The 24462-nt window shown below is 64.6% G+C and carries 26 protein-coding genes; 12 read left to right on the forward strand and 14 right to left on the reverse strand.

Annotation, left to right across the window (positions count from 1 at the left end; all coding sequences use genetic code 11):
* Nucleotides 1-39: 39 nt before the first annotated feature.
* The gene (locus tag RN347_RS14130; protein ID WP_263586156.1) at nt 40-207 is read right to left on the reverse strand and encodes a hypothetical protein; all 168 of its coding nucleotides are present in this window, start codon (nt 205-207) and stop codon (nt 40-42) included.
* A 44-nt stretch (nt 208-251) separates the two neighbouring features.
* Nucleotides 252-1883 (reverse strand): BCCT family transporter, encoded by a 1632-nt coding sequence (locus RN347_RS14135; protein WP_263586155.1) that lies wholly within the window; start codon nt 1881-1883, stop codon nt 252-254.
* A 273-nt stretch (nt 1884-2156) separates the two neighbouring features.
* Between RN347_RS14135 and RN347_RS14140 the strand changes: the two genes are divergently transcribed.
* The gene (locus RN347_RS14140; protein ID WP_263586154.1) at nt 2157-2507 is read left to right on the forward strand and encodes a hypothetical protein; all 351 of its coding nucleotides are present in this window, start codon (nt 2157-2159) and stop codon (nt 2505-2507) included.
* Here the strand turns inward: RN347_RS14140 and RN347_RS14145 are convergent.
* The 5 genes from RN347_RS14145 to RN347_RS14165 form a co-directional block, all read right to left on the reverse strand.
* Nucleotides 2504-3397 (reverse strand): AEC family transporter, encoded by an 894-nt coding sequence (locus tag RN347_RS14145; protein ID WP_311958645.1) that lies wholly within the window; start codon nt 3395-3397, stop codon nt 2504-2506. The two genes, RN347_RS14140 and RN347_RS14145, sit on opposite strands and share 4 nt — an antisense overlap.
* Nucleotides 3398-3445: 48 nt before the next feature.
* Nucleotides 3446-6394, reverse strand: coding sequence for a bifunctional [glutamate--ammonia ligase]-adenylyl-L-tyrosine phosphorylase/[glutamate--ammonia-ligase] adenylyltransferase (gene glnE, locus RN347_RS14150; protein ID WP_311958646.1), 2949 nt, complete (start codon nt 6392-6394; stop codon nt 3446-3448).
* A 69-nt stretch (nt 6395-6463) separates the two neighbouring features.
* The gene (locus tag RN347_RS14155; RefSeq protein WP_252106214.1) at nt 6464-6835 is read right to left on the reverse strand and encodes a diacylglycerol kinase; all 372 of its coding nucleotides are present in this window, start codon (nt 6833-6835) and stop codon (nt 6464-6466) included.
* Nucleotides 6836-6863: 28 nt separating this feature from the next.
* On the reverse strand, nt 6864-8321 hold the full coding sequence (gene dacB, locus RN347_RS14160; protein WP_409365760.1) for a D-alanyl-D-alanine carboxypeptidase/D-alanyl-D-alanine-endopeptidase: 1458 nt from the start codon (nt 8319-8321) through the stop codon (nt 6864-6866).
* Between the two features lie 57 nt (nt 8322-8378).
* Nucleotides 8379-9074, reverse strand: coding sequence for a methyltransferase domain-containing protein (locus RN347_RS14165; RefSeq protein WP_311958647.1), 696 nt, complete (start codon nt 9072-9074; stop codon nt 8379-8381).
* Between the two features lie 202 nt (nt 9075-9276).
* On the opposite strand from RN347_RS14165, the gene RN347_RS14170 reads away from it, so the two are divergent.
* The 8 genes from RN347_RS14170 to RN347_RS14205 all read left to right on the forward strand — a co-directional run bounded on the left by RN347_RS14170 (nt 9277) and on the right by RN347_RS14205 (nt 16954).
* Nucleotides 9277-11166 (forward strand): beta-ketoacyl synthase, encoded by a 1890-nt coding sequence (locus RN347_RS14170; protein ID WP_311960854.1) that lies wholly within the window; start codon nt 9277-9279, stop codon nt 11164-11166.
* Nucleotides 11163-11660 (forward strand): pantetheine-phosphate adenylyltransferase, encoded by a 498-nt coding sequence (coaD, locus tag RN347_RS14175; RefSeq protein ID WP_311958648.1) that lies wholly within the window; start codon nt 11163-11165, stop codon nt 11658-11660. The genes RN347_RS14170 and coaD overlap by 4 nt, the downstream gene beginning before the upstream one ends.
* 61 nt (nt 11661-11721) lie before the next feature.
* Nucleotides 11722-11970 carry a YfhL family 4Fe-4S dicluster ferredoxin gene (locus RN347_RS14180; protein ID WP_252106211.1) on the forward strand — a complete coding sequence of 83 codons (249 nt, stop codon included), beginning with the start codon at nt 11722-11724 and terminating at the stop codon, nt 11968-11970.
* Between the two features lie 7 nt (nt 11971-11977).
* Nucleotides 11978-13285: an MATE family efflux transporter gene (locus tag RN347_RS14185; RefSeq protein WP_311958650.1), complete on the forward strand. Its 1308-nt coding sequence runs from the start codon at nt 11978-11980 to the stop codon at nt 13283-13285.
* Nucleotides 13286-13393: 108 nt separating this feature from the next.
* Entirely contained in the window at nt 13394-14704 is a 1311-nt protein-coding gene (locus RN347_RS14190) for a short-chain fatty acid transporter (RefSeq protein WP_263586148.1), read from the forward strand.
* Nucleotides 14705-14774: 70 nt separating this feature from the next.
* Nucleotides 14775-15293, forward strand: coding sequence for an acyl-CoA thioesterase (locus RN347_RS14195; protein WP_263586147.1), 519 nt, complete (start codon nt 14775-14777; stop codon nt 15291-15293).
* A 36-nt stretch (nt 15294-15329) separates the two neighbouring features.
* Nucleotides 15330-16334, forward strand: coding sequence for an ion transporter (locus tag RN347_RS14200; protein ID WP_311958651.1), 1005 nt, complete (start codon nt 15330-15332; stop codon nt 16332-16334).
* An 8-nt stretch (nt 16335-16342) separates the two neighbouring features.
* Nucleotides 16343-16954: a LysE family translocator gene (locus RN347_RS14205; protein WP_311958652.1), complete on the forward strand. Its 612-nt coding sequence runs from the start codon at nt 16343-16345 to the stop codon at nt 16952-16954.
* On the opposite strand, the gene RN347_RS14210 is transcribed toward RN347_RS14205, so the two are convergent.
* Both RN347_RS14210 and RN347_RS14215 read right to left on the reverse strand, forming a co-directional pair.
* Nucleotides 16951-17331: an I78 family peptidase inhibitor gene (locus RN347_RS14210; RefSeq protein WP_311958653.1), complete on the reverse strand. Its 381-nt coding sequence runs from the start codon at nt 17329-17331 to the stop codon at nt 16951-16953. The genes RN347_RS14205 and RN347_RS14210 overlap by 4 nt on opposite strands.
* 118 nt (nt 17332-17449) lie before the next feature.
* Nucleotides 17450-17581: an entericidin A/B family lipoprotein gene (locus RN347_RS14215; RefSeq protein ID WP_263586143.1), complete on the reverse strand. Its 132-nt coding sequence runs from the start codon at nt 17579-17581 to the stop codon at nt 17450-17452.
* A gap of 172 nt (nt 17582-17753) precedes the next feature.
* Between RN347_RS14215 and RN347_RS14220 the strand changes: the two genes are divergently transcribed.
* Nucleotides 17754-18173, forward strand: coding sequence for an HIT domain-containing protein (locus tag RN347_RS14220; protein WP_311958654.1), 420 nt, complete (start codon nt 17754-17756; stop codon nt 18171-18173).
* A gap of 4 nt (nt 18174-18177) precedes the next feature.
* Here RN347_RS14220 and RN347_RS14225 read toward each other — a convergent pair whose 3' ends face one another.
* Genes RN347_RS14225 through RN347_RS14240 form a run of 4 tightly spaced genes read right to left on the reverse strand, consistent with a single transcriptional unit; the run spans nt 18178 to nt 20943 of the window.
* Nucleotides 18178-19308, reverse strand: a complete 1131-nt coding sequence (locus RN347_RS14225; RefSeq protein WP_311958655.1) for a nickel/cobalt transporter — start codon at nt 19306-19308, stop codon at nt 18178-18180.
* A gap of 2 nt (nt 19309-19310) precedes the next feature.
* On the reverse strand, nt 19311-19976 hold the full coding sequence (locus RN347_RS14230) for a DUF1007 family protein (protein ID WP_311958656.1): 666 nt from the start codon (nt 19974-19976) through the stop codon (nt 19311-19313).
* Nucleotides 19973-20386, reverse strand: a complete 414-nt coding sequence (locus RN347_RS14235; protein ID WP_311958657.1) for a hypothetical protein — start codon at nt 20384-20386, stop codon at nt 19973-19975. The genes RN347_RS14230 and RN347_RS14235 overlap by 4 nt, the downstream gene beginning before the upstream one ends.
* Nucleotides 20383-20943, reverse strand: a complete 561-nt coding sequence (locus RN347_RS14240) for a hypothetical protein (RefSeq protein ID WP_311958658.1) — start codon at nt 20941-20943, stop codon at nt 20383-20385. The genes RN347_RS14235 and RN347_RS14240 overlap by 4 nt, the downstream gene beginning before the upstream one ends.
* Before the next feature lie 154 nt (nt 20944-21097).
* Between RN347_RS14240 and RN347_RS14245 the strand changes: the two genes are divergently transcribed.
* Nucleotides 21098-22246, forward strand: a complete 1149-nt coding sequence (locus tag RN347_RS14245) for a glycerate kinase (RefSeq protein ID WP_311958659.1) — start codon at nt 21098-21100, stop codon at nt 22244-22246.
* A 156-nt stretch (nt 22247-22402) separates the two neighbouring features.
* Nucleotides 22403-22879, forward strand: coding sequence for a Dps family protein (locus RN347_RS14250; RefSeq protein ID WP_263586136.1), 477 nt, complete (start codon nt 22403-22405; stop codon nt 22877-22879).
* Between the two features lie 101 nt (nt 22880-22980).
* Here the strand turns inward: RN347_RS14250 and RN347_RS14255 are convergent, their stop codons facing one another.
* Nucleotides 22981-24447, reverse strand: coding sequence for an aminoacyl-histidine dipeptidase (locus tag RN347_RS14255; RefSeq protein WP_311958660.1), 1467 nt, complete (start codon nt 24445-24447; stop codon nt 22981-22983).
* Between the last annotated feature and the right edge of the window lie 15 nt (nt 24448-24462).

Consider the following 24462-nt stretch of genomic DNA (forward strand, 5'->3'; position numbering starts at 1 on the left):
TTTGGCGGCCCCGGGGGAAGGCGTGCCGGCGCCACCCCATCAGGTGAGCAACCAGTGCGCCAGCACTGCGGAGAAGCCAATGACCAGCGCCGTCAACACCGCCACGATCACGACCAGATCCAGCCACCGGTCGAAGACGGCGCTGTAGCGTTCGAGCGCCGCCCCCTTGGGCTGTCGTCGCGTGGCGCCGTGGCGTGGTCGAGCCATGAGCGCTTACTCCTGTGAACGGTTCGTTGGATAATAGATCAAGTCTAGCCCTTGATGCGACGATTGACCACGAGCGGCGCCCGGCGCAGGCGTTCGCGCTCGGCGTCACTCAGCTCGTCGGCTTCGAACGCGTCGGCGCCGACCGGCGTATCGCCGTGGCGACGATAGAGCTGGGTCAGCATCGAGCGGCGATCCGCCTGCAGCTCACGCACCAGCACGTACACCATCAGATAGAGAATGAAGGTAAAGGGCAGCGCTGCCAGCACCGCCGCGGACTGAAGCCCGGTCAGGCCGCCTGCCGCGATCAGCGTCAGGCAGATCGCCGCAATCAACACCCCCCAGGTCACCCGCTTGTAAAGCGGCGGGTTGATGGAGCCGTTATCGGTCATCTGCGCCACGATATAAGAGGCCGAGTCCGCCGAGGTCACCAAAAAGATGAAGATCAGCAGAATCGACACCAGCGAGAGAATGCTGGTGAAGGGCATCAGCTCGTACATCTCGAAAAGCGCCACCGTAATGTTCTCCTGAGTGGCCGCGGCCAAGCCTATGTTGTCGCCGTTGAGCTCCATGTTGAGCGCAGCGCCGCCGAACACGCCGATCCACAAGCACGCCAGCAGCGGCGGCATGATCAGCACGCCAAATACGTACTCCTTGATCGTGCGCCCGCGGGAAACCCGCGCCACGAAGGTCCCCACGAAGGGCGACCAGGCGATGACCCAGGCCCAGTAGAAAATCGTCCATTCGCTCGCCCAGGTGTTCGAGCTATAGGGTGAAATACGCAGGCTCATGCCGATGAAATTCTGGATGTAGTCGCCGATGCCCAGCGTAATGGTTTCCAGAATCGCAAGCGTTGGGCCGGTGATCAGTACGTAGAGCATTAGCCCGATACAGATGGCAAGGTTGAGATTCGATAGCCGCTTGATGCCCTTGTCGAGCCCCGACCAGGTCGAGAGCATGTAGGCGCAGAACATCACCGACAAGATGATGAACTGCCAAAGCGTGCTCTCCGGCACGCCGAACACCGCATTGAGCCCGCCGTTCATCTGTAAAACGCCCAGGCCCAGCGACGTCGCCACCCCCATCACCGTGGCCACCACCGCGAACACGTCGATCCAGGAAACGAAGGGGCGTAGCGCGGGCTTTTTCGCCACGATTGACGAGAGCACCGAGGAGACCAGCCCGGCCTGGCCCTTGCGAAACTGGAAGTAGGCGATGATCAGCCCCACCACCGAGAACGCCGCCCACTGATGTATTCCCCAGTTGAAGTAGCTGTACTGGATGGCGTAGCGCGCCGCGGCTTCGGTTTCCGGCTCAAAATCGCCGTAGGGCGGCTCGATATAGTGGCTCATCGGCTCGGCCATACCGTAGAACACCAGCCCCACGCCAAAGCCGGCAGCGAGCAGCATACTGATCCAGGAGAAAAAGGTGTAGTCCGGCTTCGAGTCCTGAGGGCCCAGCCGCACCTTGCCGTATTTGCTGAACGCCAGCCCGAAAAGAAACAACACGAAGCCGAACACCGATAGCAGGTAGAACCACCCCATATACTCGGTCACTGCCCCTAGCGCGGCCTCGGCGCCGCTGCCAAAGCGCTCCGGAAACGAAGCGCCAACGATCACCAGCCCAAAGATGATCACGGTAGAGGCGATGAATACCAGCTTGCCTTCTTTACGAACCATAGCGTTTCCCTGTGTCCCTGGAGCTCACCATCCCTGCCGGCCGCCCATGTCGAATGTATTATTGATCCAACCTCACGGCGCGAGTCGCACACCGTGGGCTTCAGCATAGTTGCCAAGGGCGCTGGCATCACGTTTTGGCCCCACCTCAGTTCAACGCTTTCCCTTTCAGGTAGGCGGTGGCGGTGACTACGCCCCTGGGGCAAGATGGCGCACGGGGGAACTCTCGCTTTTTGGTGCGTTCCAATGCGTGCCCATACTTTTTGGAGGCTTTTCATGACCAATACCCAACGCGAGTCGCAAAACGCGGCCTGGCAGGCGGCCCACCAGTGGCGAGCCCGCGCAGCCAATACCCCTTCAAACGGCTTGCTGGGCGCGTTAAAGCTCACTCTCATCTGGCTCGCTTTTGGCGCGCTCATGGTGGTCGGTTTGGTGTTCGGCCTTTTCTTCCTATTGGTCGGCTGGGCGCTGATGCCGTTCATGCGCCATAAAATGAAAAAGCGGATGGAGCAGATGCGGGCAGACCGCGCTCAGGACATTGGCGGCGGCTCGGGCTTTACTCACGGCGGTAATGAACGCGAAAGCGACGCCATCGAAGGTAGTTTCGAGGTGAAGGAGAAGTCTTAAATCGGGGCGCGAACGAAGGCAAACGTCGCACCCAGCACCAGCGGCATGACGACCAAACTTCCCAGGTTGCCGATCAGCACCAGCGAGGCAACCCGCTGGGGCTCGGCATCGTACTGCTCGGCGACCAGGTAGTTCAGCACCGCCGGTGGGAGGGCGGCAAAGACCAGAAGTGTTGCCAGCTGCAGTGAATCAAGCGGCAGCACCGCCATCAGCGGCAGCGCGATCACAAGCCCCGAAAGCGGGCAGAGCAGCGCCCCCAAAAGCCCGGTGCGCCACTCGCCAAGATCCACCTCCAGCAGGCGCACACCGAGCGCAAACAGCATCAGCGGAATACACACCTCCCCCAGCATGTGCATCGCTTCCAGCAGCCAGCCCGGAAGATCGATCCCCGCCCCGTTGACCACAAGGCCCGCAATACTCGCCGCGACGATCGGCATACGCAGCATCCGCGCAATGGAAGCGCGGGCGTCGACCATGTAAATGCCCACCGAGAAGTGCAGCAGCATTTCGACGATGAACACCACCACCGCCGCGGGTAGCGCCGCCTCGCCAAAGGCGAACACCAGAAGCGGTATGCCCATGTTGCCGGAGTTGTTGAACATCATCGACGGCAAAAACACCCGGCGGTCGAGCTTGAGACGCCCCGCCAGCGGCCACAAAAGCGCCCCAGAGCCGAGCACTACCAGCGCCGCCGCCCCGCCGAGCCAGGCATAGTCGGCCAGCGGCGCCTGCCGGTCCGCCAGCACGGCGAACACCAGAAGCGGTACGAACAGCTCCATGTTGAGCGTATTGAGGGTAGCGATGTTCGTCGTGCGCAGGCGCCCGTAAAGCGCCCCCGCCGCGGCGATTAGAAATACCGGTAAGAGCGTTGCGAGGATATGACCGGTCATCGACGCGCCCGCCGCCTTGACGCTTTTTTATAACGCTCTTTCATGGCATCAGCCCAGAAAACGCTGCCAGAGGCGGGAAACCGCGTCGCGGTGATGCGCCAGCGCTTCGACATCGCCCAGGGGCTTGTCGCCGGTCAGCGCCGCGCGGTGGGTGCGGCTGCGATAGGCCAGGTAAGCCTCGCGAAGCGCCAGCGCCTCCTCCTCACCCAGGTAGTCGTGCTCCTCGAGCGTCTCCAGAATGCGCATGTTGTCCGGGTAGGTGGCAAGCGCCGGCGTCTTGTGGGAGAGCGCGAGCACGCCGTACTGGCAGAGAAACTCGATATCCACCATGCCGCCAGCGTCCTGCTTCAAATTGAACGTCTTCTCCTGCCCCTTGCCCGGCGGCGTGCCCAGGTGATCGCGCATCTTGCGACGCATGCCGATGACGTCCTCTTTTAATTTGTCGAGCTCGCGAGGCGTGGTCATAAGCTCAGCGCGAAGCTCAGAAAATTTTTCAGCCAGCGTCTCGTTGCCCGCCACCACACGGGCGCGCACCAGCGCCTGGTGCTCCCAGGTCCAGGCATTCTGGCGCTGGTACTCGCCGAAGGCCTTGAGCGAGGTCACCAAAAGCCCGGCGTTGCCGGATGGTCGCAGGCGCATGTCCACTTCGTACAGGCTGCCGGCGGGCGTAGTGGCGGTGAGCAGGTGGATGATGCGCTGCCCAAGGCGGGTATAGAACACCGGCGTGTCGAGCGGGCGCGGCCCGTTGGTCGTGCCCTTGCCGTCGCTGTCGTGCAAAAACACCAGATCCAGATCCGAGCCGTAGCCGAGTTCGATGCCGCCCAGCTTGCCGTAGCCGACGATCAGAAATGCCGGATCGAACTCGCTGGCGCCTTCGGGCACGCCGTGCTTTCGCGCCACGTGCTTCCAGGCCATCGCCAGCACGGCGTCGAGTATCACCTCGGCGATGTAGGTCAGATAGTCGCTCACCTTCATCAAATGGCGCGTGCCGGCGATGTCCGAGGCGGCCACGTGCAGGGTCTTGGCGTGCTTGAATACTCTGAGCGCCTCGAGTTGCGCCTCCTCGTCGTCCTCCGGCAGGCGGTTGAGCGTCTGGCGCAGCTCATCGCCCAGGGCGTCTTTATCCGCCGGCGTGTAGAGCGTCTGGGGCGTCAAGAGCTCGTCGAGCAGAATCGGGTAGCGGGCCAGATGCTGGGCGATCCAGGGGCTCGGCGCGCACAGGCGCATCAGATGCTCGAGCGCCTGGGGGTTTTCGCGCAAAAGCGCCAGGTACGCGGTGCGGCGCAGCACCGATTCGATCAAGGGCTGCACCCGCTCCAGCGCCGTATCCGGGGTGTCGTGCCTGGAGACCGCGTCGAGCAGCAGCGGCATTAGCGCGTCCAGGCGCTCGAAGCCTATACGCTGCATGCTCTGTACCTGGCGGGAGTGATAGAAGCTTTTCAAGCGCTTTAACACCGCGGCCGGATCATTAAAGCCTGCGGCATCGAGCTGCGCCGTCGCCTCGTCCTCGGGCAGCTCGTCGCGCCATAAAAGCCGCCACTGCTCCAGGCCAATACTGCCCTCTTCCGGGTCGGCGGTTTCCTCCTCCGGGTCGGCGATCACCGCATCGAAATGGCGGCGCACGCGTTCGCGGGCGGTGTCGAGCGCCGCTAAAAGCTCGGACCAGTTCATGTGCAACGCGTAGGCCACGCGCACGCGCTCGTCGTCGTCCTCTGGCAGCATCTGGGTCTGACGATCGTCGAGCGCCTGAATGGCGTGCTCGACGTCGCGCAAAAAGGCGTAGTCAGTCAGAAGCTCGTCGACGACTTCAACGGGCAATAGCTCCAGCTTGGGCAGCTCGGCCAGCGCGCGTTTGAGCGAGGCGACCTGCAGCTCGGTGTCGCGGCCACCGCGAATCAGTTGAAATGCCTGGACGACGAACTCGACCTCGCGAATGCCGCCGGGGCCGAGCTTGATGTTGCTCTCCATGCCCTTGCGCTTCACCTCGCGGTTGATCATCGACTTGAGTTCTCGAAGCGACTCGATCGCGCCGAAGTCGAGATAGCGCCGGTAAACGAAGGGGCGCAGGCTCTCAAGCAGCGCCTGGCCGCCTTCGATGTCGCCGCCGACCGGGCGCGCCTTGAGCATCGCATAGCGCTCCCACTCGCGCCCCTGGTCCTGGTAGTAGCTCGACAGCATCGAAAAGCTGCCTACCAGCGGGCCGCCGTCGCCGAGCGGGCGCAGGCGCATGTCGACGCGAAAGGCGAAGCCGTCAGCGGTCACCGCGTCCAGCGCGGCGATCAGGCGCTGGCCGAGCTTGGTGAAGTACTCCTGGTGGGCCAGCGGCTTGCGCCCGCCGCTGGTCTCGCCCTTCTCGGCGAAGGCGAAGATCAGGTCGATATCGGAGGAGAGGTTGAGCTCGCCGGCGCCGAGCTTACCCATGCCCAGCACCACCAGCCGCTGGGGGCGGCCGTCGCGACACGGCGCCGGGGTGCCCCAGCGCGGGGCGTAGAAGGCTTCGAGCCAGCCAAGCGCTCCTTCGATCGCCACTTCGGCAAGCCAGGAGAGCGCCTGGGCGGTGTCCCACATGGCGTAACCGTTGCCCCGGTTGAGATCGCGCCAGATGATGCCCAGCATGCGCGCACGGCGAAAGCGGCGCACGACCCGATGCATGGCCTCTTCGTCCTCGACGCCGGACAGCGCCTCAGAAAGCCACGTCTGCTGGCGCGCCTTGTCCGGCGTGGCGTCGAGTTCGCCGTTGTCTGACAGTGTTTCGAGCCAGCCCGGGTAGCGGCCAAGCGTCTGCGCGGCGAAGTGCGACACCGTCAGCACCCGGTAGAGTTCAAACCGCCGGGCGTCGGTGAGCGTCTCGAAGAAGGCCGAGGGCAGCGGCTTATCGGTCATCGAGGCGACGTTGTCCGCCTTGTCGAGCGCCTCGAAAAGCTCGTTGAGTGCCTGCTCGGCGATCGGCGTGACCGCCTCGGGCGCATCTGCGAGTACCGCTGCGTTCCACTGCATAGCCACCTCCTGGCTGGCACCAACCCCGTCGGTGCTCTCTAAATCAGTGCTGTTTAAAAATGTAGTCGCCTACCCGGCCAGCTTCACCCACCCAAGCACGCCCCAGGTCAGGCCCGCCATGATCAGCGAGAGCATGACCGCCGCCGAGCCGATGTCCTTCGCCCGGCCGGAGAGCTCGTGGTGCTCGGTGCCGATACGATCCACCACGTTCTCCACGGCGCTGTTCAAAAGCTCGACGATCAGCACCATGAACAGACTGCCCACCAGCATCAGCCACGCCATCGCGGTGTCCGCCAGCCACCAGGCCAGCGGCAGCATGATGGTGCAGATGACCAGCTCCTGACGAAAGGCCGCTTCGTTTTTAAAGGCCGCCTTGAGCCCTTTCCACGAGTAGCGCGTGGAGTGAATCAGGTGGGTTATTCCGGTATGCCTTGGCTTCATCGCGCCATGTCGCTCTCATCAAGGTGGATTAGTGGGCCGTAATCATGGCGTCCAGGTCGAGTGCAAGCGGGTCGAGCACCTCCGACCAGCTTAAGTAAGGCGTGGTGCCGGTGCCATTCACCAATACGCTAAACACCCCCCAGCGCCCCTGGGCCGTACGAAAGTAGCCCGCGGCGGCGCGCACCGCAAACGGCTCGTTGAGCGTACCGGTTTTCAGCATCACGTTGTTTTGAAAGCCCGGCGGGCCGCGGCGAATGAAGCGCATCACGCCGTTGGCCGGCGACTGAAACGCCGCCACGAAGCTTGGAAACAGCGCACTTTGATTGAACATCGCCTCGAGCATCGCGGTGACGCCCTGGGCCGAGGTGCGATTGCCCGTGGTCAGGCCACTGCCGCTTTCAAGCGTGACCGGGCCGTGGCCGGGAATCGAATGGGCGAAGGCCTCCAGCGCCTGGCCGGCCTGGTAGAGCTGGGCCTGGGGCGTCTCGACCAGATCGAGCGCCAGCACGTCGGCCATGTAGTTGTTGGAGTAGTTCATGGTGCGCAGCAAAAGCTCCTGCAAGGGCTTACTGTCCACCGCCGCCAGCCGGCTCGCCCCGCTCGGCCGCGCCGAGGTGACCCGCCAGGGGTCGCGCACGCGGATACCCGCCTGGCCCAGCATGCTCAAAAGCGTTTGGGCGGTCTGCTCCGCCGGGTCACCAACGCCGCGGTACACGTCCCGAGCGGCGGCGTTGGTCGAAATCTGACCGGTCACGCGCATCACGTCGCCGCGCTCATCGGTAATGCGCACGGCGCTTAGCTCGGTGCCGCTGTTGGCGGGCACGGTGCGTACCTGGTTGTCGATCGTGATCAAGGGCTGAGGGCTATCGCACAGCGACGCTTGCGCCGGCGCATTGGCGACAGGCGCCGGCGCTACGTTCACGCACCAGGCGCCGAAGTTGACGCCGGCGGAGGTGAGCGGCGCGCTGTAGGCGTTGGTCACGCGGGTCTGGGCGTTGCAGCGGTCGGTCGTGACGCACTCGACCGGGCCAAAGCGCCACTGACTGACCACCAGCGCCCCGTCGACCTGCTCGACCCCGGCCAGTTGAAGGCGCTGCACCAGCCGCCACAGATCCTCGGTGGTCAGTCCCGGGTCGCCGCCGCCTTCGAACACCAGATCGCCGCGCAGTACGCCGGCTTCGACCGGCGCGCTGCTGACCAGTGACGTGGTAAAGCGGTGCTGAGGCCCGAAGCGGCTCAAAAGCGCCGCGCTCATGTAGGCCTTGGTGACCGAAGCGGGCGACAGCTGGCGCTCCGGGTTGATGCGCCCCAGCACCTGGTGGGTATCCGGGCCTAAAAGCCGCGCCTCGGCGCTGATCGAAAAGCCCTTGCTTTCGAGCTGGCCAAGGCGAGTGAAATCCGCCCACAGCGGCTGGCTGAACACTAACGCGGCCAGGGCCGCCCCTGCCAGCCGCGCCGGCCGAACAAACGTTGATAAACGACTCACTCTTACCGTCCTTGAATGCATGTTCATGTTGGAAACAGGTTTCGCGTCACGCCTGAATCACAAATTCGAGAGCCCTTGAGCGCCCACGGTGTGGCTTTGAAGCGTACAGGTCAGGCGCCAAAGCGGCTGGCCGCTCTGGGCGTACTTCGCCTCGAAAGGCGTCAGATAATCGGGGCCCGGCGTGAGCGACTCGACCGCTGCCTGCTGACGGGTGGCAAGCGCCACCGCCTGGGCGAACTCCTCAATGTAGATCTGCCAGTTCGAGCGCACCTCGAGTTGCCCACCCAGCGCCAGCACGGCGGGAAACACCGGGTGGCCGTGCCAGCGCATCTTCAGGTGCGCGGCCTTGGGGTACGGGTTGGGGTACAGCAGATAGTGGCGCTCGGGGGCCCAGCCTGCCGCCAGCGCCAGCCGCCAGAAATCGATGAGATCGGCGCGCACCAGCAGCGCGTTGTCCGGCGGCGCGCCGTGTTCGCGGCCCAGCCGGCTTTCGCTTCGATCCACCCCGATCACCGCATGGTCTGGGAACCGCTCGGCCAGCCGCCTTGTCGAAAGGCCCACCCCGCAGCCGGCATCGAGAATCAGCGGCGCGCTCGTCTGTTCACGCCAGAGGCTGGCCTGCTCGAACGCCTGGCGGCTGTGGTCGGCCACGGGCTTTTTGAGCGGATGCGCCAGCGCGCGCTGAACGCGCCGGGCCAGATCCTGGTGGGGGCCGGGCTGATTGGAAGTAACGACTCGAGACGCGTGCTGCATGCCACCCTCTGAGGGAAAAACCACGATTCTATCAGTCTCCGGCGCGCGCGGCATGACGCCATTGCACCCCTGGTGCTATGATCGTGTCCATGAATGTCAGGACACTCGGCCAGGGTCTTTCAAGCGCCCCGCCGAGGCGTACGTTACCCAACTATCGCACCACGAGGAATCCGGCTTGTCACACTTACCGGTAATTGTCGGCATGGGCGGCATCAATCCTGCTGGCAGAACCTCGGGCCATCAGGCCTTTCGCCGCACCGTGCTTGATGCGCTACCTACTGATCAAAAGCGCCATACGCTGGAGAGCCTGGCGGCGCTAATGCGCTTGGCGATCCATACCGAGCAGGGCTGGCAAAATGACCAGGGCGAACCGATCGTGGCGCCCACCGAGACGCTTTTCGAGCGCGTCTTGAACCACACGCTGATCCGGCGCAACGAAGATCCGCACTTTCTCGCCCCCGGTATGCCCGCCAGCCGCCAGGCAGAGATGGCCCTCGACACCCCGCTGCACTTCACGCTGCGCCGGCGCCAGCTGCCGGAGCAGCTGCCGGCCAACTGGGAAGTGAGCGACACCGAGGACGCCCGCCACGTGAAGGTCAGCGTGCCCGCCGGGGTGTTCAATGCGCTGCTGCCGGATGCCCAGACGCCCAAGGTCGTGGCCGCCGCGCAGCTGCCTACCGGCTTCGACCCAGCAAGCCTTTATCGCAGCGTGCACCACCCGCGGGGGCTGTCGATGGCCATTTTCGCCGCCAGCGACTGCCTGGGCGCCAGCGGCCTTGAGTGGGAGCGGCTGCGCGAGCGCCTGGACCCGGACAAGATCGCCGTTTACGCCGGCAACTCCATTGGCCAGCTCGACGAGGCCGGCTGGGGCGGGCTGATGAAAAGCCTGGTGAGCGGCAACCGCGCCACCTCCAAGCAGATGCCGCTGGGCTACGCGCAGATGCCAGCGGACTTTCTCAACGCCTACGTGCTGGGAAGCGTCGGCAGCACCGGAGCCGCACTCGGCGCCTGTGCAAGCTTTCTCTACAACCTGCGTTTAGGGCTTCAGGACATTCGCGAAGGCCGCGCTCGGGTGGTGATGGTGGGCACCGCGGATGCGCCGATCACCCCGGAGATCATCGAAGGCTTTCGCGCCATGGGGGCGCTGGCCGACGACGCCAGCCTCAAGGCGCTCGACGCCCTCGAGCTTCTGACCGACGCGGACTACCAGCGCGCCTGCCGGCCCTTCGCCCAGAACTGCGGCTTCACCATGGCCGAGGCGAGCCAGTTCGTGATGCTGATGGACGATACGCTGGCGCTCGAGACCGGCGCGGATATCCTCGGCGCGGTGCCGGACGTGTTCGTCAACGCCGACGGCTTCAAACGCTCGATCTCCGCCCCCGGCATCGGCAACTACATTACGCTTGGCAAGGCGGCGGCGCTGGTGCGCGACATGCTCGGCGACACGGCGCTCAAGCAGCGCACGTTCGTGCATGCCCACGGCACCAGCACGCCGAAAAACCGCACCACCGAGTCCCACGTGCTGCACGAAATCGCCCGCGCCAACGGCATCGATGCCTGGCCGGTGGTGGCGATCAAGGCGTTCATCGGCCACTCCCAGGGCTCGGCGGCGGGTGATCAGCTGACTAGTGCCCTGGGCAGCTTCCAGCACGACCTGCTGCCCGGCATTCCCACGCTGGACGCGGTGGCAAGCGACGTCCACGCCGAGCGGCTGCGCTTTTTCCAGACGCCGCTCGCCTTTAAGGCCGACGCCAGCTTCATCAACGCCAAGGGCTTTGGCGGCAACAACGCCACCGGCGTGGTGCTCTCGCCCAGCGTCACCGAGCGGCTGCTCGAAAAGCGCCACGGCGACCAGGCCATGCAGGCGTGGCGAGCGCGCCGCGAAGACGTCCGCGCCCGCTCGAAAGCGTACTTGGCCCAGGCCGACCGCGGCCACTACGCGCCGCGCTACCAGTTCGGCGAGGCCGTGCTCGAAGGCCCGGAGCTTGGCATCGACATGGACCGCATCCATATTCCAGGCTACGCCCAGCCGGTGTCGTTGACGGTGGATAACCCCTTTGGTCGGCTCGACGACGAGGAGAGCGCATCATGAGCGCCGAGCAACCCCGAGTGGCGGTCTACCCCGGCACGTTCGACCCGATCACCAACGGTCATTTCGATCTGATCGCGCGCGCCGCGAAGATGTTCGATCGCGTGGTGATCGCCGTGGCCGAAAGCCCTAACAAGAAGCCGGCGCTATCGCTGGATCAGCGCATCGCGCTGGTGGAATCGACGTGCCATGCGCTTCCCAACGTGTCGGCGGTCGGGTTCTCGTCGCTTTTGACCACCCTGATGGCGGATCTCGATGCGCGCATCATGCTGCGTGGCATTCGCGCCGCCTCCGACTTTGAGTACGAGCTGCAGCTTGCTAACATGAACCGGGCGCAGAATCCGACGCTCGAGAGCGTGTTTTTGACGCCGGCGGTCGAGAACTCCTATATTTCGTCGACGATCGTTCGCGAAATCGCGCGCCTTGGCGGCGATGTGTCCGCGCTGGTGCCCCCCAAGGTCGCCGAGGCGTTGGCCGAGCGCTTCAACGCCCCTTGAGCCCCATCACCCACGCGGCACCGCTGCGGCGGGCGAATCCGTCATTCACGAGGTAATAGCCATGTCCCTGATGATTACCGACGAATGCATCAACTGCGACGTCTGCGAGCCGGAATGCCCTAACGATGCGATCTCGCCGGGTGAAGAAATCTACGTGATCGACCCGGGTCTTTGCACCGAGTGCGTCGGCCACTTCGACGAGCCTCAGTGCCAACAGGTCTGCCCGGTGGACTGCATCCCGCTCGACCCGAACCGCCCGGAAACCAAAGAGCAGCTGTTGAAAAAGTATCACCTCATCACTGCCGCCTGACCCGCCCGTGCGCATCTGGGCGCTCGCCTGGCCCATCATTCTCTCCAACGTCACCGTCCCGCTTCTGGGGCTGGTGGACACTGCCGTGGTCGGCCACCTGCCGGATTCGCGCTATCTGGCCGCGGTCACTCTGGGCGCAACGCTGTTCGGTTTTCTTTACTGGGGCTTTGGCTTTCTGCGCATGGGCACTACCGGCCTGGTCGCCCAGGCCATGGGCCGCGAGGCACCCAATGACATCAAACATCTTTTGGGGCAGTCGCTTTTACTGGCGGTTTCGATCGGCGCGGCGCTGGTGCTTGCGAGCTCGCCGCTAATCGACCTTGGGCTGTGGCTGCTCGATGGAAGCAAAGAGGCTCAGGCGCTTGCCCGCGAGTACGCCGAGATTCGGCTTTGGTCTGCGCCGGCGGTGCTGGCCAACTATACGATTCTGGGCTGGTTTCTGGGCCAGCAAAACGCTCGCGTTACGCTCTACCTGCTGCTTTTGACCAACGCCGTCAATATCGCGCTCGATCTCGTCTTCGTGGTGGGTCTTGGCATGACCAGCAACGGCGTGGCGCTGGCAAGCGTCATTGCCGACTACAGCGCGCTGGCCTTCGGCGCGTGGCTGGTGGTTCGCCAGCTGCGGCTGCTGGACGGCGTCTTCGAGCGCTCAAGGCTCTGGCGGCTTCGCGCCTACCGGGCGCTTTTCAGCGTCAACGCGCACCTGTTCGTGCGCACCCTGGGGCTTTTGTTCGCCACCGCGTTTTTCACCGCCCAGGGCGCGCGCCAGGGCGATACGATGCTTGCCGCCAATGCGGTGCTTTTGCAGTTCATCATGCTGACCAGCTACGCGCTGGACGGCTTTGCCCACGCGGCCGAATCGCTGACCGGCCGGGCGTTTGGCCGACGCGACTGGGCGGGCTTTGCGGCCACGGTCAAGGCCGCCGCGCGCTTTTCGTTTTACACGGCGCTGGCTACCGCGCTTGGTTTTGCGCTGTTCGGTAACGCCCTGATCGCGCTGTTGACCGGTCTTTTAGAGGTGCGCATGACCGCCGCCGAGTACCTGCCCTGGATGGTCGCCATGCCCCTGATCGCGGTGTGGAGCTATCTGCTCGACGGCGTATTCATCGGCACCACCGCGGTGCGCGAGATGCGCAACAGCATTTTCGCCGGACTTTGCGTCTACCTGCCCGCCTGGTGGTTTTTTCAGGGGCTTGGCAATCACGGGCTGTGGCTCGCCTTTACGCTGTTCATGCTCACCCGCTCTGCGGTGCTCGCCGGCTACTACGTGCGCTACCGGCGAAGCCGCTGGTGCGCCGCCCAGGCGGAGTATTGATCGCTGGCGGTTACCCATCCGCGGTTAACCCATCGGCGGGGATGAAAAAGGCACCCCAGGCTCGTATATTGAGCGGGCACTCCCAATAACGAATAAAGCGAGCCTCTTATGCTAAGGTTTATTGCCAGGCCTGCGGTCAAGCTGGTCGAGCGCTATCTCCCCGACCCCTATATTTTCGTCCTGCTGCTGACGCTGATTGCCTCCGTGGCGGCCATCGCCGTGGAGCGCCAAACGCCGCTTGCAGTGCTGCGCATGTGGGGCGACGGCTTCTGGGGGCTTTTGACCTTCTCCATGCAGATGCTGCTGGTACTGGTCACCGGCTTCATGCTGGCAAGCTCGCCGCCGGTCAAGCGCCTGCTGGCAAGGCTTGCGGGCACCGCCAAAAGCGCCGGGGGAGCGATCATTCTCGTGACTCTGGTGTCGCTGGCCGCGAGCTGGATCAACTGGGGCTTTGGTCTCGTCGTCGGGGCGCTGTTCGCCAAGGAGCTGGCGCGACTGGTGCGGGTCGATTACCGCCTGTTGGTGGCGAGCGCCTACTCCGGGTTCGTGGTCTGGCACGGGGGGTTGGCGGGCTCGATTCCGCTGACCATCGCCACCGACGGCCACTTCTCCGCCGATCAGATCGGCGTGATCGGCACCGGCTCGACGATCTTTGCATTCTTCAACCTCGCCATCGTCGTCTGCCTGTTCGTGGCCATCCCGCTGATCAACCGTTTGATGCTGCCGCCGGACGAGGAGAGCGTCTACGTGGATCGCGCGCTTCTCGATGACGAACCAGAGACGGTCGAGCGTGCCACCCGCCCGGCAGAGAAGCTCGAAAACAGCATGGGCCTGGCGCTGCTGGTGGGCGTGCCGGGGCTTTTGTTTTTGCTCGACCACTTTTTCCTGCGCGGCGGCGGGCTCAACCTGAACGTGGTCAACTTTCTGTTTCTGTTTGCCGCGATCGTGCTGCACCGCACGCCGCGCAACCTGTTGAACAGCCTGAACGAGGCGATCAAGGGCGGCGCGGGCATCGTGATTCAGTTCCCCTTCTACGCCGGCATCATGGCGATCATGGTGCAGTCGGGGCTGGCCGAGAGCATGTCGCAGTGGCTGGTCTCGTTTGCCAGCGCCACGTCGCTGCCGTTCTGGTCGTTCATCAGCGCCGGCATCGTCAACATCTTCGTGCCGTCCGGAGGCGGTCAGTGGGCGGTGCAGGCGCCGGTCATGCTGCCTGCCGCCGAGGCGCTGGGCGCGGACGTAGCGCGTATCGCCATGGCGGTCGCCTGGGGCGATGCCTGGACGAACCTGCTCCAGCCGTTCTGGGCGCTGCCGGTGCTCGCCATCGCGGGGCTCAAGGCCAAGGACATTATGGGCTTTTGCCTGGTTCAGCTATTTTTAACCGGCGTGATCATTTCCGTGGGGCTTGTGTGGTTTTGAGCGCCGGCGGTTTCACTTCACGGGCGGCCCGCGCAGGGCGGGCGCCCTTTCAGGCTTTCAAGAGCAGCTTATGACGGACATTTTTAGCGCTGACAGCGCCCTGCCGGGCCAGCGCGAACTCTCCATGACGGTATTGATGACGCCGGACATGGCCAACTTCAGTGGCAAGGTGCATGGCGGCGCGATTCTCAAAAAGCTCGACGAGGTGGCCTACGCCTGCGCCAGCCGCTACTCCGGCCACTACGTGGTCACCCTTTCCGTGGACCAGGTACTGTTCAAACAGCCGATCATGGTCGGCGAGCTGGTAACGTTTTTGGCCAGCGTCAACCACGTGGGCCGCTCCTCGATGGAGATCGGCATCAAGGTGGTGGCCGAAGACATCCGCGAAAAGCTGATTCGTCATACCAACAGCTGCTATCTGACCATGGTCGCGGTCGACCGGGAGGGCCAGCCCGCCCAGGTGGCGCCGCTGTCACTGAATACGCCGCTTCAGAAGCTGCGCTTTGAAAAAGCGGCGCTACGCAAGAAGCATCGAAAGCAGGCCGAGCAGGAAGAGAAGCGCGCCCAGCAGCACCTCAGAGACGACTAGCCCGCCGCCGCTTCGCCCACACCGAAAGGAGTCACCATGCTGGCCAGAGAGCGCCACCCCAAACTACCCCGCGCCGTGGAGTACGCGCACATCGGCTGGGACTTTTTCATTCTGGCCGCGGTGATCGCGAACCTGGCGCTGTTGCTGTTCGATTCGCTGTTTCTGCTCGGCTGGTTCGAGCAGCTGGTACAGCGCGCCTCGCCAGGCTTTCACGACTTCTACGACGCCGAAATTCATAGCCGATTTTTCGCCATCGACCTGGTGTTCGTCACGATTTTCGTCATCGACGTGCTGCTGGGGTGGACGGCGGCGATCATCGAGCGCCGCTATCACCGCTGGTTCTTCTACCCGTTCATCCACTGGTACGACGTACTGGGCTGCATTCCGCTGGCGGGCTTTCGCTGGCTGCGCGCGCTCAGAGTGCTGTCGCTGGTCCACCGGCTCCACCGGTTAGGGCTGATCGACGTGCGCAACTGGTCGAGCTTTCGCTTTGTCATGAAGTATTACGACATCCTGCTCGAGGAGCTCTCTGATCGTATCGCGCTGCGTTTGATGGGCAACGTGCAGCAGCAAATTCTGGCCGCCGACTCGCTGACCGAGCGCCTCGTCGACCGGGTGATCATGCCGCGCAAGAGCGAGCTGATCAAGGAGATCTCCCAGCGGCTGGAGTCCACCGTGGGCAAGGCGTACCAGCAAAATCGCCAGGAGATCATGACCTCCATCGACGCTTTGATCACGCGCACGCTGCTTGAGACCCCGGAGATCCAGCGGCTCAATCGCCTGCCCATGGGCGAAACCGCTTCCAGCGCCATGCAGGCGTCACTCAGCGGCGTCGCCCAGCGGCTGGTGGACGAGTTGGCGCTGGGTATCCACTCACCGGAGTTTCGCCAGATGATCGAGCGCACCGCGGATAGCGGCTTCGACAGCTGGCTGACCGTGGACGACACCAGCGCTCACGTCACCGAGCAGGTGCTCTACGACATTCTGGAAATGCTCAAGGAGCAGGTGCGCCGACAGCGCTGGAGAGACCGCTATGAATAGGTCACGTCATGGGCAGTGAGTGGCTGTTACTACTGGGGCCGGTGGCGCTTTTCATGATGTCGATGACGCTGACGCCGGGGCCGAACAACCTGATGCTGACCGCCTCCGGGGCGAACTTCGGCGTGCGCCGAACGCTGCCCCACATGGGCGGCATCGTCGGCGGCTGCTTCTGTCTTTATCTCGCCATTGCGCTGGGCCTTGGCACGCTGTTCGAGCGTTTTCCGGTGTTGCAATGGAGCCTGCGCTGGGCGGGCAGCGCTTATCTGCTCTATCTCGCCTACAGGATCGCCACGGCGCCGCCGCCGAACCTGAGCGATACTCGCGCCAGGGGCAAGCCGCTGACCTTCGGCCAAGCGGCGCTTTTCCAGCTCGCCAATCCCAAGGCCTGGGTGCTGGGGCTTGCGCTAATCGCCGGGTTTCTGCCGGAAAACGGCCCGATGCTGCTCAACGCGGTGCTGCTGGTAGGGATGGCCGAACTCACCGCCCTGCCGTGTTTGCTGGTGTGGGCGGTGTTTGGCGTGGCGATCGGGCGCTTCATCAAGACCGCGGCGGCCTGGCGGGCGTTCAACGTGACGATGGGGCTTTTGACCGCCGCCTGCGTGGTGCTGATTCTGCGTTAGCCGCAGCGCAGCGCGGTGATGCGCCCGGCCTCGTCGAGCTCGATGTTGAGCCGGTCTTCGCGGTAGTCCATGGTCGCCACGCTATTGGGTGGCAACACGCGCACATCGCGCGCGCCGCTCTGACTCATGAGCTCGCGCGAGCGCGCCTCGGTCAGCGGTTCGCCAACGGCCTCGAGCGAAGCGATATTGCAGGCGCCCTGCGAGGTAGCGGGCGGCGCGGTGTCGGCGACCCGGGGCGGCGGTGGGGCACTGACGTCCGGGCTGCTCGGCGCCTGGGCGACGCCGGTCTGAGCCGCACAGGCGCTCAGGAGCACACCGAGGGTCAGCGCGCCAGTGGCCGTGAGGCAGGTTCTAAGAAAGCGATCAAGATTGGGCATGTCACGTTTCCTTGTGAATGCGCGATGAAAAAGCCGCCAACGTGTAAAAGCGACGGCCCCAAACGAAAGAAGCAGGCGGAAAAACCTTCCGCCTGCTTCCTGGAGCACCCGACCGAACTTACTCGGCGGCGTCCTGCACGGCCTGGCCGCCCGCTTGCACGTCCTTGCCTGCGCCGGAAATGGTGTTGCAACCGGCCAACGCTGAAGCGCTGATCAGCATAATGAAGCTTACGGCGAGTAGTTTTTTCATCATGTTCTCCTTAACATTCACGGGGTCGGAAAGCCTTCGCGTGTCACTATCACGCAGGCGTATAGTCAGCGTAACAGCGTTTTCACGATTCTGCCCGTTTAACGCCGCCACGTGCATCGATTTTTATGACAGCGCCCTTGAACTGTCAACGTTTTATCCCGGAGCCCACCCCATGAGCACTTTCGAGCTGGATAGCCGCCTGGCCGCCGACACCCTGTCGCTTGCCGACCTGCCGCTTTGCCGCGCGCTGTTGATGAACGACGCGCGCTTCCCTTGGGTGATTCTGGTGCCGCGCCGGCCAGGCGTGCGCGAGACATTCGAGCTTTCAAACGACGACCAAATGCAGCTTCACCGGGAGACCACCGCGCTTGGCCAGGCGCTTCAGCTGGCCTTTCAAGGCGACAAGCTCAACGTGGCAGCACTGGGCAACGTCGTCAGCCAGCTTCATGTGCACCTGGTGGTGCGCTTTACGCGCGACGACGCCTGGCCGGCGCCGGTATGGGGCAAGGGCGAGGCGGTGCCCTATAGCCCGACGCTTCAACGCGAGCGCCGCGAGCGGATTCTGGCCCACATGGATAAGCTCGACGTTTAGCGAATCAGGCGCCAGGACCAAAGGGGGCGCTGCTCGAGCGCGCCGGCGGCTCGCTGAACAATGGCGAGCTCGCCGGCTGATCGAAGCCCGCGACCGACAGCGACACGCCCAACGCCACGATCACAACACCTCCGGCCAGCGCCGCCCAGGCAGCGATCTTTTCGACCGCGCGGCTTTGCGACTGACGCGCCAGCCGCCGGGTCGCCCAGCCGCGCGCGAACACGCTGGCCAGCGCCAGCGCCGATACCGTAATACCGGTGCCCAGCGACATCGCGACCACTGCGCTGACGCCAACCCAAAACTGACCTAAAAGCCCCGCCGCCCCGAGCAACAGCACCGCCCCGGAACAGGGGCGCAGGCCAATCGCGCCAACGGTCATCAGCGCGGTGCGCCAATCAAGCGCCTGGTCCGGTTCGACATGGTGCGCGCCGCCGCAGCAGTGGGCGCCGTGTTCATGATGGTCGCCGTGCTCGTGGTGATGATGCGGATGGAAATGGCCGTGGCTGGGCGCCGAGAGCAGCCCCGGGCCTTGCGACACCGGCGTCAACACCGCCGGCGCCCTGGAGCGATAGGCATGGCGCAGCTTTCGCGCCGCGCGCACGCAGAGCCAGACGCCCAACAGCGCGACCAGCAAAAAACTGCCCTGCTCGACCCACACCACCTGCCCCATCGCCTGGCGGGTCAAAAAGCCCAGCCCGAACACCAGCACGCCAACCATGACGATAGCGGTCACCCCTTGCAGGAGCGAAGCGGCAAACGAGAGCCCCAGCGCACGGCGGGTCGCGCCGCCGTGGGAGGCGAGATAGGTCGCCAGCACCGCCTTACCGTGACCCGGGCCCGCGGCGTGGAATACGCCGTAGCCAAAGCTGACGCCCAAAAGCGTTAGCCACGCCGAGTTCGACGGCGTGCGCGCAAGCTCGGTGATGGAGAGCGTCAGCGCCCGATGAAGCTCGCGCTGCCAGGCGAGAATCTGCAGGCTCGCGCCCTGAAACCAGAGCGTGGCCGCCCAGATGGCAAGCCCAATCAGGCCGATCACCAACGCAAGCGTGAGCCCGGTTTTAAAGCGCGCGTTCGAGGGCGACGCGTTGGAAGTTCGATGCTTATTGGTAAACGTGTTTCGGGCGGTAGGGAGCATGCTCAGGATTCACTGCAGTCGATATGGCCGGTTTCGGCAAAGTAGCGACCGAGCTCCGGCTCCCCCTCATCGCCCTTGTCCAGCAGCGCGGCCTGCAGCACGAGCTCCGGGTCCGGGCTGGCCTGGGTGACGCCGAGCGCGCAGGACGTCTCATCGCCAGCAAGCGTCAGCGCGCTTTCGGCTGGGGCGCCATCCTGCTCCTCGTGGACCATTTCGATGTAGTAGGTCGGGTCATAGATCTGGTACTCGAGCCGCGCATCATCGAGGGCAACGGGCTCGGCCAGCGGCAGCGAGAACATGTACACCAGGCGGCTATCACGTTCATAGGTGGTGTACTCGCTCACCTCGCCCAGCGCCAGCGGCTCGCCGTCGAGCCAAGCTTGTGTGAAGTAGTGCTGCGCCGAAAGGTTGTCGCGAATGTCCTGACCGAGCTGGTCGAGTCCCTCCTCGAAGGTGGCGTCCGCCACGTTTCGCAGCTCGTCGAACACGATCAGGCTGTAGAACGGGTCCATCCGCCAGATCTGGTCGAAGGCGGTGACGCGGCCCTGCTCATCGGTCACGACCGTCACACTGAGATCGATCCAGCCGTGGGGGTGGGCCTGCGCGCCGCTGGCCAACAAAAGTGAGCCGGCCGCAAGCAAGGCGCGTGTTAACGCAGAACGGTTCAAGGTGCCTCTCCCAGCCGCTGCTGCAGCTCGACGAGCCAGGGGTCGAGCAGGTACGGCGCCAGCGGCGTGGCGCCGCGCAGCGCCGAGACGCTCACCTGGCTCGATGCGGTCTGATCCGAAGTGCCCTGTCCGGCAGCGCCTCGGGGCGCACCAGAAGGCTCGACGCGCAGCAGCAGGCGATACTCCGGCCAGCGGGCAAGCGAGGCCTCGGCGCGGCCAAGCGCCAGGTCCGCGTGGCGAATCACGTAGCCCTGAGCCACCATCAAATCCACCGCCTCGCGAAAGGTGCGCTCTGGCGTGGCGTTGAAGCGAAGCTCGCGCGGGTTTGCCGGCAGGGGGGTGGCGCAGCCGGCGAGTAGCGCGGTGGCGAGCACCAGCGCCACAGCCTTGATGCTGGATGAACGCCTCATAAGCGGCTCCCGGTGTCGAAGGCGGGCAGCGCCGACTGAAAGCGCCGGCAGAAATCGTCGTCGCTGGCACTGCGCGACTCGCGCAGGTCGCGCAGGTGATCGAAGCGGCGAATATCGCGGGAGACGCGCACGTGATCGTTTTGTACCAGTACGCTCACCCGCTCGCTCTCCACCGGGCGCTGGCCAATGCCGCCGCCAAAGCCAAGCCCCAGCCCTATCGATGAGCGATGGCCAAGGCCCAGGCCGCCAAACACGCGCACGCCGGAGCCGTAGTCGCCGTCATAGGGGTCGTAATAGCCGATCAGCTCGCGCTCTTTGCTCGCACTGATCAGGCCAAGCGCGGTATCGGTGTTGTCGAGCTCGAACTCCCACTGCTCGAGCAGCGCCACGCTCTGGCGCAGCACCTCCTCGCCCGCCACGCCTTGGGTTGGAAAGTAGCACGAAGGCGCCGGGGCAGGCTCGGCGCGGGGCAGCCGATCCGGCGTTGTCTGACAGCCCGCCAGCGCCAGCAGCAAAACCAGCATCATTGGTCGTGACTTAATCTGTCGTGGCTTCATGGGTGCTCCCTCGGCGTTCGCGCCGGTTTTTATCAAAGGCCCGCCAAGCCTGGTGCGCACCGCCGCGCCGCGCTAAGCTCACTGCCAGAGCGGTGATTTAAAGCCCTATTTCCAGACAATAAATTCACTATAAGGTTTTATGGAGATCGCGTTAATGAACGTCGTGCTTTGCCCGGATAGCTTCAAGGATGCCCTCGGCGCCGACGCCGCCGCTCACGCCATGGCCGAAGGCGTCAAGCGGGCGTGTCCGACGGCGGCCGTGCACCCCTGCCCGCTGGCCGACGGCGGCGAGGGAAGTCTCGAGGCGCTGATCAGCGCCACCGGCGCCGAGCGGCGCGAGTGCACGGTTCAGGACGCCCTCGGCCGGGCCCGCTTGGCACGCTGGGGCTGGCTTGCCCGCGAGCGTACCGCATTTATCGAGCTGGCAGAAGCGAGCGGCCTGCAGCACCTGTCGCGTGCCGAGCGCAGCGCCCTGCACACCAGCACCTTCGGCGTCGGCGAGCTGTTCCGGGCCGCACTCGACGCCGGCGCCGAGAAGGCGCTGTTGCTGCTCGGCGGTAGCGCCACCAACGACGTCGGCGCCGGCATGCTCCAGGCCCTCGGCGCTACGCTTAAAGACCGCGAAGGCAACGCCCTGGCCCCGGGCGGGGCGGCACTTGCCGAGCTCGAAACGCTCGATCTCTCCGGGCTCGACCCGCGCCTGGCGGGGCTTACCGTGGAAGCGGCGGTGGACGTGGACAACCCGCTTTTGGGTGAGCGCGGCGCCAGCGCCGTGTTCGGCCCGCAAAAAGGCGCCACCCCGGACGATGTCGCCGCACTCGACGCAGCCCTTGCGCGCTTTGCCGACGTCAGTGCCCAGGCACTGGGTGACGATCTTCGCGAGCTCGCCGGCGCCGGGGCGGCCGGTGGCATGGGCTTTGCCGCGGCGAGCTTTCTCGGCGCGACGCTCAAGCCCGGCATCGAGATCATCATGCGCCAGGCGAATCTGCCCGCGCTGATCGAGCAGGCAGACCTGGTCATCACCGGCGAAGGCCGCCTGGACGGCCAGAGTCTGGCTGGCAAAACGCCGATCGGCGTGGCGCGGGCGGCGAAGCGCTTGGGCAAACCGGTGGTGGTGCTGGCGGGAAGTCTGGGCGACGGCTGGCAGGCGTGTTTTGATGAAGGCGTCACCGCCGCCTTCGCCCTGGCCGACGGCCCGATGAGCCTCGAGGAGGCGCTACCGCGCACCGCCGAGCTGTTGAGCGCGCGCTGTGAAGGCGTGGTGCGGCTCTTCCAAAACCGCCCTACCGCAAGCGGCGGTTGAAAACCCGCGCGTTCGCCTGCACATCCAAGGCATAGGCGCGCGATACCGCTACGCTATGAAGGCGATACGCAAAACTCGTTTTATCGCGTATCCAGCGTGCGCTAACCTTTTTGAACGAATCGACACCCGTTTAACGGCTTACATGGAGACGTAGTGATGTCCGAGTTCAACAGCATTGGTCTACACGAAGACAGCGCCAGCCAGCTCGCCGAGAAGCTGAACCACCTGCTGGCCAACTACCAGATCTTTTACATGAACGTGCGCGGCTATCACTGGAACGTGAAGGGTAACGACTTCTTCCAGCTGCACGAGAAGTTCGAGGAGTTCTACACCGACCTTCTGACCAAGGTCGACGAAGTCGCCGAGCGCATCCTGACCCTGGGCCACAAGCCGGTGCACGCCTACAGCGACTACGCCAAGCTCTCGCGCATTCAGGAAGACAAGGACGTGTTCGACGGCCAGACCTGCGTAAAAGGCGTGCTCGACGGCTACCAGACGCTGATCGCACTGCAGCGCGAAGTGCTGGCGCTGGCCTCCGACGCCGACGATGAAGGCACCGCGTCTCAGGCCGGCGACTACATCCGCGAGCAGGAAAAGACCGTGTGGATGCTCAACGCCTATCTGAGCAAATAACACCGCTCGACCAGTACACACGTCGCCGCTTTTTCGGCGGTTGGAACGAAAAACGGCGCCCTGGGGCGCCGTTTTGCTTCGTGCTTTTACACCGTACGCGTCTAGCGTTTTTCTGCCAGCGCCTCGATCAGCGCGCGCAGCATCGTCCAGAACTCCGTCACGGAGGCGAGCTCGACCCGCTCGTCCGGCGAGTGGGCGCCACGAATCAGCGGGCCGAAGGAGATCATGTCAAGATCGGGATACTTGGCGCCGAGAATGCCGCACTCGAGCCCGGCGTGGATCACCTTCACCGCGGGCTCAGAACCCAACACCGCCTGATGGCGCGCCTTGAAGGTTGCAAGCAGGGCGCTTTGCGGATTCGGCGCCCAGCCCGGGTAGCCGTTTTCCACCTTGACCCGCGCGCCCATCAAACCGAACAGCGCGCTGAAGCGGTCGGCCAGCGCCTCGGCGGCGCTGTCGTGCAGCGAGCGCACCAAAGCGCACAGGTGCAGCCGGCCCTGCTCGAGGTTCAAAACGCCCAGGTTGTTCGAGGTTTCGACCACGCCCTCGACGTCGGCGCTCATGCGCTCGACGCCACAGGGGGCGGCGTAAAGCGCCGAGATCAGCATGGTGCTGGCATCGTGAGTCAAGGGCTCCGCCTCGACCACGGCCTCGACACGGCGCGCCTTGAGCGACACGTTCGGGTCACCGCTGCCAAGCTCCGCTTTCAGCACCTCTTCGAGCCTTGCGATCTTGTCGAACGCGGTGTCGAGCTCATCGATGGGCAGCGCCAGCGTCGCAAAGGCTTCGCGGGGGATGGCGTTTCGCAGCGTGCCGCCCTTGTAGTCGATCAGGCGGGCGTCGAGCATATCGAGGGCCCGCAGCGCCCGCACCAGCAGGCGGTTGGCGTTGCCCAGCGGCTTGTGGATATCGATCCCCGAGTGGCCGCCCTTGAGCCCGGTCAGCGCAAGTTCGATCACCGTCTCACGCTCGGCCAGCGCCTTGCCCGGCAGGCGCGCATCGACCATGACGTCGGCGCCGCCCGCGCAGCCAATGTAGGCCTCACCGCGCTCTTCGCTGTCCAGGTTGAGCAGAAGCGACCCGTCCAGCCAGTTCTCGGAAAGATTCAGCGCCCCGCCCATGGAGGTCTCCTCCTCCAGGGTAAAGAGCGCCTCCAGCGGGCCATGGGTGAGAGTGTCATCCTCGAGCACGGCCAGAATCGCCGCCACGCCAAGACCGTTGTCCGCGCCCAGGGTCGTGCCATCGGCGTGCAGCCAGCCGCTGTCGACGTAGGTGCGGATCGGGTCGTTATCGAAATCGTGGGGGGTATCGGCATTGGCCTGGGCGACCATGTCCAGATGGCCCTGAAGGATCACGCCGGGGGCGCTTTCACACCCGGGGCTTGCCGGTTTTTTGATGCGCAGGTTGCCGAAGTCGTCGCGGTCGTGGGCCAGGCCAAGCGCCTCGGCCCAGGTTTCGAGCGTCGCGACCAGCGCGGCTTCCCGGCCGGAGGGCCTGGGCGTGTTACACAGCGTACGAAAGTGGCGCCATACCAGCGTGGGTTCCAGCGCGTCCAGGTGTGCGTTCATGTGAGCTCTTTTTGA

The sequence above is a fragment of the Halomonas sp. PAMB 3264 genome, assembly GCF_031954245.1.
Classification (GTDB): domain Bacteria; phylum Pseudomonadota; class Gammaproteobacteria; order Pseudomonadales; family Halomonadaceae; genus Vreelandella.

What these genes read in the sequence shown, in the direction of transcription:
- RN347_RS14140 (WP_263586154.1), top strand. Translation starts at nt 2,157, where the DNA reads ATGACCAATACCCAACGCGAGTCGCAAAACGCGGCCTGGCAGGCGGCC.
- RN347_RS14195 (WP_263586147.1), top strand. Translation starts at nt 14,775, where the DNA reads ATGACGGACATTTTTAGCGCTGACAGCGCCCTGCCGGGCCAGCGCGAA.
- RN347_RS14210 (WP_311958653.1), bottom strand. Translation starts at nt 17,331, where the DNA reads ATGCCCAATCTTGATCGCTTTCTTAGAACCTGCCTCACGGCCACTGGC.
- RN347_RS14135 (WP_263586155.1), bottom strand. Translation starts at nt 1,883, where the DNA reads ATGGTTCGTAAAGAAGGCAAGCTGGTATTCATCGCCTCTACCGTGATC.
- RN347_RS14220 (WP_311958654.1), top strand. Translation starts at nt 17,754, where the DNA reads ATGAGCACTTTCGAGCTGGATAGCCGCCTGGCCGCCGACACCCTGTCG.
- RN347_RS14180 (WP_252106211.1), top strand. Translation starts at nt 11,722, where the DNA reads ATGTCCCTGATGATTACCGACGAATGCATCAACTGCGACGTCTGCGAG.
- RN347_RS14145 (WP_311958645.1), bottom strand. Translation starts at nt 3,397, where the DNA reads ATGACCGGTCATATCCTCGCAACGCTCTTACCGGTATTTCTAATCGCC.
- RN347_RS14165 (WP_311958647.1), bottom strand. Translation starts at nt 9,074, where the DNA reads ATGCAGCACGCGTCTCGAGTCGTTACTTCCAATCAGCCCGGCCCCCAC.
- RN347_RS14240 (WP_311958658.1), bottom strand. Translation starts at nt 20,943, where the DNA reads ATGAAGCCACGACAGATTAAGTCACGACCAATGATGCTGGTTTTGCTG.
- RN347_RS14130 (WP_263586156.1), bottom strand. Translation starts at nt 207, where the DNA reads ATGGCTCGACCACGCCACGGCGCCACGCGACGACAGCCCAAGGGGGCG.
- RN347_RS14170 (WP_311960854.1), top strand. Translation starts at nt 9,277, where the DNA reads ATGGGCGGCATCAATCCTGCTGGCAGAACCTCGGGCCATCAGGCCTTT.
- RN347_RS14245 (WP_311958659.1), top strand. Translation starts at nt 21,098, where the DNA reads ATGAACGTCGTGCTTTGCCCGGATAGCTTCAAGGATGCCCTCGGCGCC.
- RN347_RS14200 (WP_311958651.1), top strand. Translation starts at nt 15,330, where the DNA reads ATGCTGGCCAGAGAGCGCCACCCCAAACTACCCCGCGCCGTGGAGTAC.
- RN347_RS14255 (WP_311958660.1), bottom strand. Translation starts at nt 24,447, where the DNA reads ATGAACGCACACCTGGACGCGCTGGAACCCACGCTGGTATGGCGCCAC.
- RN347_RS14205 (WP_311958652.1), top strand. Translation starts at nt 16,343, where the DNA reads ATGGGCAGTGAGTGGCTGTTACTACTGGGGCCGGTGGCGCTTTTCATG.
- RN347_RS14215 (WP_263586143.1), bottom strand. Translation starts at nt 17,581, where the DNA reads ATGAAAAAACTACTCGCCGTAAGCTTCATTATGCTGATCAGCGCTTCA.
- glnE (WP_311958646.1), bottom strand. Translation starts at nt 6,394, where the DNA reads ATGCAGTGGAACGCAGCGGTACTCGCAGATGCGCCCGAGGCGGTCACG.
- coaD (WP_311958648.1), top strand. Translation starts at nt 11,163, where the DNA reads ATGAGCGCCGAGCAACCCCGAGTGGCGGTCTACCCCGGCACGTTCGAC.
- RN347_RS14225 (WP_311958655.1), bottom strand. Translation starts at nt 19,308, where the DNA reads ATGCTCCCTACCGCCCGAAACACGTTTACCAATAAGCATCGAACTTCC.
- RN347_RS14190 (WP_263586148.1), top strand. Translation starts at nt 13,394, where the DNA reads ATGCTAAGGTTTATTGCCAGGCCTGCGGTCAAGCTGGTCGAGCGCTAT.
- RN347_RS14155 (WP_252106214.1), bottom strand. Translation starts at nt 6,835, where the DNA reads ATGAAGCCAAGGCATACCGGAATAACCCACCTGATTCACTCCACGCGC.
- RN347_RS14235 (WP_311958657.1), bottom strand. Translation starts at nt 20,386, where the DNA reads ATGAGGCGTTCATCCAGCATCAAGGCTGTGGCGCTGGTGCTCGCCACC.
- RN347_RS14250 (WP_263586136.1), top strand. Translation starts at nt 22,403, where the DNA reads ATGTCCGAGTTCAACAGCATTGGTCTACACGAAGACAGCGCCAGCCAG.